The sequence below is a fragment of the Streptomyces sp. NPDC059456 genome, assembly GCF_042750055.1.
Classification (GTDB): domain Bacteria; phylum Actinomycetota; class Actinomycetes; order Streptomycetales; family Streptomycetaceae; genus Streptomyces.
Window position 1 is genome coordinate 1 of the sequence record NZ_JBHYVA010000725.1, and the last position, 4,183, is coordinate 4,183.

The window sequence follows — 4,183 nt, forward strand, 5'->3', positions numbered from 1 at the left end:
CCGGGCTCGCCGAGGAGCCGGGCCTTTCCGTCGCCCTCGCCAACCCGGTGGCCCGGGCGGGCCCGTGGACCGGCTGCGGCCGCGCCGCGCTCTGGGCCCCGGGCGGCGCACTGCTGGCCGAGGCGGACGACCGCACGTCCTCCGTCGTGACGGCGGACGTCGGCGCCTGACGGGCCGGCGGCGCAACCGGCCCGCCGCCGGCCCGCCGCCGCCCTTTGTCCGCCCCTTGTCCGCCCTCGTCCGCCCGCCGTCAGTCGAGGACGCCGAATCCGGCGAGGACGACGAGCAGCGCCCAGCCTCCCAACGACAGCCAGCCGAGCACCAGTCCGATCGTCGCGGGAGCGGTGCCCTCGTCACCGCGGGCGCGGATCTGCGCCTTGGCGATGTGCCCGGTGATCACGGCGCCGAGGCCCGCGACGCCGAGCGTCGGCAGGCTCAGCACGCCAAGCGCGAGCGAGGCGATCGCCATCCCGTTGACCGGGCGCTGCGGCACGGGCATCGGCATCGGCATCGGCGGTGGCCCGTAGGCGGCCGGCAGCACGGGCACCGCCGCACCGAAGGGAACCGCCATCGGCCCGGCCGGCAGGTCCGCGACCAGCTGCGCGAGCCGGCCGTACGTCTGCGCCTGGTACACCGCGTCGAAGCGCTGCCCGTACTCCTCCCGGGTGAGCCGGCCCTCCGCGTAGGCGGCCTTGAGCACGTCCACCGTCCGGTCGCGGTCGGTGTGCGAGGCCCGCATCGCGGACTGCGGCGTCTGCGCGGACTGCCACGGCTGCCCGTACGGCTGCTGCTGCGGGCGGACCGGGTACGGCTGCCCCCCAGGCTGTTCGGCCATCCGACCACCTCCGAAACCCCTGCGCGCGGTGCGCTCCTCCAGGATGGAGGACGAACGGGCGGCCGCGATAGTTGCGGGCCTCCCGGGCCGGACCCTGTGCCGCGGACGGCCCGTGTGATGAGGTGGCGGTCATGACCGACTTCGAGACGATCACGGTTCCGGCCCACCTCAGCGGATATCCCGGGGTGGCCTTCGGCGGCTACGTGGCCGGGGTGCTGGCCGCGCGGGCCGCCGCGAAGACCGTACGGGTGGACTTCCGCCGGCCGGTGCCCACGCAGGCCCCGGTCCGGCTCGTCCCGACGGCCGGCGGCGGCGTGGAGCTGGTGGACGGCGAGCTGCTGCTGGCGGCGGCGAGCCCCGCCGAACCGGCCGTGGAGGCTCCCGCGGCCCCCACCTGGGAGCAGGCGTCGGCGGCGGCCGACGCGTACCGGGCCGCTCCGCCGGACGGGATGGTCGACTGTTTCGGCTGCGGCCTGCACCGCACGCCCGACACCGGACTGCGGCTGCACTGCGGCCGGGGGCCCGGCAGCACGGTGGTCGCCGCCGCCTGGACCCCCGGTCCCGGACTCGGCGACGCGGACGGGCTGTTGCCGCCCGAGCTGGTGTGGGGCGCCCTGGACTGCCCGGGCAACGCGGCCGGCCGGCTGCTCGACGACCGGCGGGCCGGTGCGGTCACCGCCGCCCTGACCGCGCGGCTGCTACGGCCGGTGCCGGTGGGCGGGGGCCTCGTCTCGTACGCCTGGCTGCTGGGCAGCGAGGGCCGCAAGTACCGCGTGGGCACCGCCCTGGCCACCGCCGACGGCGAGCTGTGCGCCCTCGCCGAGGCCCTCTGGGTGGAACCCCGCGCCCAGACCCCGGCCTGACCCGGCCGACAGGCCGGCTCCGGGGGGGTCCTGCCGGTCAGGCCGGTGCCGGGAGACGGTGCTTGGTGCCCCATGCGCCGAGCGACGTCAGCGCCGTGTTCAGCTCCCGGCCCAGCGGGGTCAGCGAGTACTCCACGCGGGGCGGAACCTCGTCGTACACCTCACGGTGGACGATGCCGTCCGTCTCCAGCTCGCGCAGCTGGGCCGCGAGCACCTTCTCCGAGATGCCCGGAACGAGTCGGCGCAGTTCCCCGAAGCGGCGCGGCCGCTGCTCCAGCTCCCAAAGGAGCGAGACCTTCCATTTGCCGTCGATCACGGCCATCGCCGCTGCCACACCGCAGTGGTCCGCCCCCGGTCTCCGCGCCACCTGCATCGCGCACCCCTTCCCCACCTGCTCGCTCACCTGGGGGTAACCACCCACTCCCAAGTGCGTACTTGAGCGCCTCACGTCCTGCCACCAGGCTCAACGCCATGACCTACGACAACGTTCCGAAGCGTCCGCTCGTCCTCCTCGGCCTCGGCGACATGGGCACCACGCTGGCCCGCACCTGGCTCGCCGCCGGGCACCCCCTCACCGTCTGGAACCGCACGCCCGCCAAGGCCGCGGCCCTCGCCGCCGAAGGCGCCTGCGTCGCCGCGAGCCCCGCCGAGGCGGTGGCGGCCGGCGACCTCGTCGTGCTCTGCCTGCTGGACGACGCGAGCGTGGGCCAGACCCTGGAGGGCATCGACCTGACCGGCAAGGACCTGGTCAACCTCACCACCGGTACGCCCGGCGAGGGCCGGGAGCGCGCCGCCTGGGCCGAGGCGCGCGGAGCGCGGTTCACCGACGGCGGGATCATGGGCACCCCGGCGATGATCGGCGTCCCCGCGTCCGGCGCGTACGTCTTCTACAGCGGCTCCCGAGCCCTGTTCGACGCGCACCGCAGCACGCTGGAGGTCCCGGCCGGAGCGCGTTTCGTCGGCGAGGACCCCGGCCACGCCGCGCTGCACGACGTGGCCCTGCTGAGCGGGATGTACGGGCTGTTCGCCGGGGTCTCGCACGCCTTCGCGCTGATCGAGGGCGAGGGCATCGCCCCGAAGGACCTGGCGCCCCTGCTGTCGGAATGGCTCGGCGCGATGGGGTTCTTCGTGGGCAACGCCGCCGACCGGCTGACCTCGCGCGACTTCACCACCGGTGTCGTGTCGAACCTGGCCATGCAGGTCGCCGGCAGCGGCACCCTGCTGCGCACCGCCGCGGAGCAGGGGGTCAGCGCGGAGCTGCTGACCCCCTACCTGGACCTGATGCGCCGCCGGCTGGACGCCGCCCCGGAGGCCCACTCCGGCGAGGACACGGCCGGCGCGATCACCCTGCTCAGGCGCTAGGCGCCGGCCCGCGGGTCACCGGTACGGGTGGGACGCGGGCCCGTGGCCCCCGGCCGCTCCGCCGCCCGGGTGCCGCGGGGGCTGCTGCGCGTACGGGTTCTGCTGCGGGGCGGGGTACTGCGGCCCGGCCGCGTACGGCCCGGGGGCGGCGGACCCGCCCTGCGGCGCGGCGTACGGGGACTGCTGGTACGGGGACTGCTGGTACGGCTGCGCCGGATACCCCTGCTGCGGGGCCCCGTCGGGCTCTTCGGCGCCGTCCCCGGCGGCCTGCTCCTCGTCCTCGCCGCGCAGCTCGCGGACCATGAGCGTGGCCCCGGCCACGGCGCCCGGCATCAGGAACACCGCGACCAGCGGCACCAGGAACGCCAGCACCAGCGGGACGCCGAAGCCGAGCGCCATCGCGCGGCGGCCGCGCAGCAGGGCGAGGCGGTCCTTCAGCTCCACCTCGCGGCGCTGGAGCGCCACGGCGGTGAGTTCCTCGGTGAGGAAGAAGCCGGAGACGCAGAACCCGATCGCGGGGATCACGGTCTGTCCGACGACGGGGATGAAGCCGAGCGCGAAGAGCAGGATCCCGTACAGCAGCACCCGGACGAGCACCTTGATGCTGTCCCGCGCCGAGATCCACAGCTCCCGGGCCAGCGGCAGCCCGGATTCGGGGGCGTCGCCGCCGACGCTGCGGTCGACCTGCTCCGAGAGGGACTCGTAGAACGGCTGGCCGATGAGCAGGGTCACCGCGGTGAAGGTGATCACCGCGACGAACAGGCCGAGGCAGAAGACGAGGGCGGTCAGGAAGCCCCGGAAGAGCCCGAGCCAGGGGGATCCCCAGCCGTCGGCGAAGGGCGTCGCCCAGGCCGTCAGGTCGTCGGCGCCGTAGCCGAGCCCGACGAGTGCGCCGGCGTACAGCACCAACGCGAGCAGCCCGGGCAGCAGGCCGAAGCCCAGCCACCGGCCGTTACGGAACACCCACCGCTGTCCGGCCAGCAGATGGCCGAATCCCCCCGCAAGATCACGCATGGGCACAGCTTACGGCGAAGGGCCCCCCCCGCGCGGGGGCGGGCGCCGCGGTGCGCGGGGCGGCTGACGCGGCGTGCGCGGCCGGGTTGTTGGCGGGGGGCGCCCGGGG

Annotated in this window: 5 protein-coding genes; 2 read left to right on the forward strand and 3 right to left on the reverse strand. The window is 75.6% G+C overall.

Annotated elements, in window-relative coordinates:
- Window positions 1-250: 250 nt before the first annotated feature.
- Complete coding sequence (locus ACFXA3_RS37180) at window positions 251-835, reverse strand: DUF1707 and DUF4190 domain-containing protein (protein WP_385194736.1); 585 nt, start codon at window positions 833-835, stop codon at window positions 251-253.
- Between the two features lie 131 nt (window positions 836-966).
- On the opposite strand from ACFXA3_RS37180, the gene ACFXA3_RS37185 reads away from it, so the two are divergent.
- Window positions 967-1,698 (forward strand): hypothetical protein, encoded by a 732-nt coding sequence (locus tag ACFXA3_RS37185; RefSeq protein WP_385194739.1) that lies wholly within the window; start codon window positions 967-969, stop codon window positions 1,696-1,698.
- A gap of 37 nt (window positions 1,699-1,735) precedes the next feature.
- Here ACFXA3_RS37185 and ACFXA3_RS37190 read toward each other — a convergent pair whose 3' ends face one another.
- Window positions 1,736-2,071: a winged helix-turn-helix transcriptional regulator gene (locus tag ACFXA3_RS37190; RefSeq protein ID WP_385194746.1), complete on the reverse strand. Its 336-nt coding sequence runs from the start codon at window positions 2,069-2,071 to the stop codon at window positions 1,736-1,738.
- Window positions 2,072-2,169: 98 nt separating this feature from the next.
- On the opposite strand from ACFXA3_RS37190, the gene ACFXA3_RS37195 reads away from it, so the two are divergent.
- Window positions 2,170-3,060: an NAD(P)-dependent oxidoreductase gene (locus tag ACFXA3_RS37195; protein ID WP_385194740.1), complete on the forward strand. Its 891-nt coding sequence runs from the start codon at window positions 2,170-2,172 to the stop codon at window positions 3,058-3,060.
- 15 nt (window positions 3,061-3,075) lie between these two features.
- On the opposite strand, the gene ACFXA3_RS37200 is transcribed toward ACFXA3_RS37195, so the two are convergent.
- Window positions 3,076-4,074, reverse strand: a complete 999-nt coding sequence (locus tag ACFXA3_RS37200; protein WP_385194743.1) for an EI24 domain-containing protein — start codon at window positions 4,072-4,074, stop codon at window positions 3,076-3,078.
- Between the last annotated feature and the right edge of the window lie 109 nt (window positions 4,075-4,183).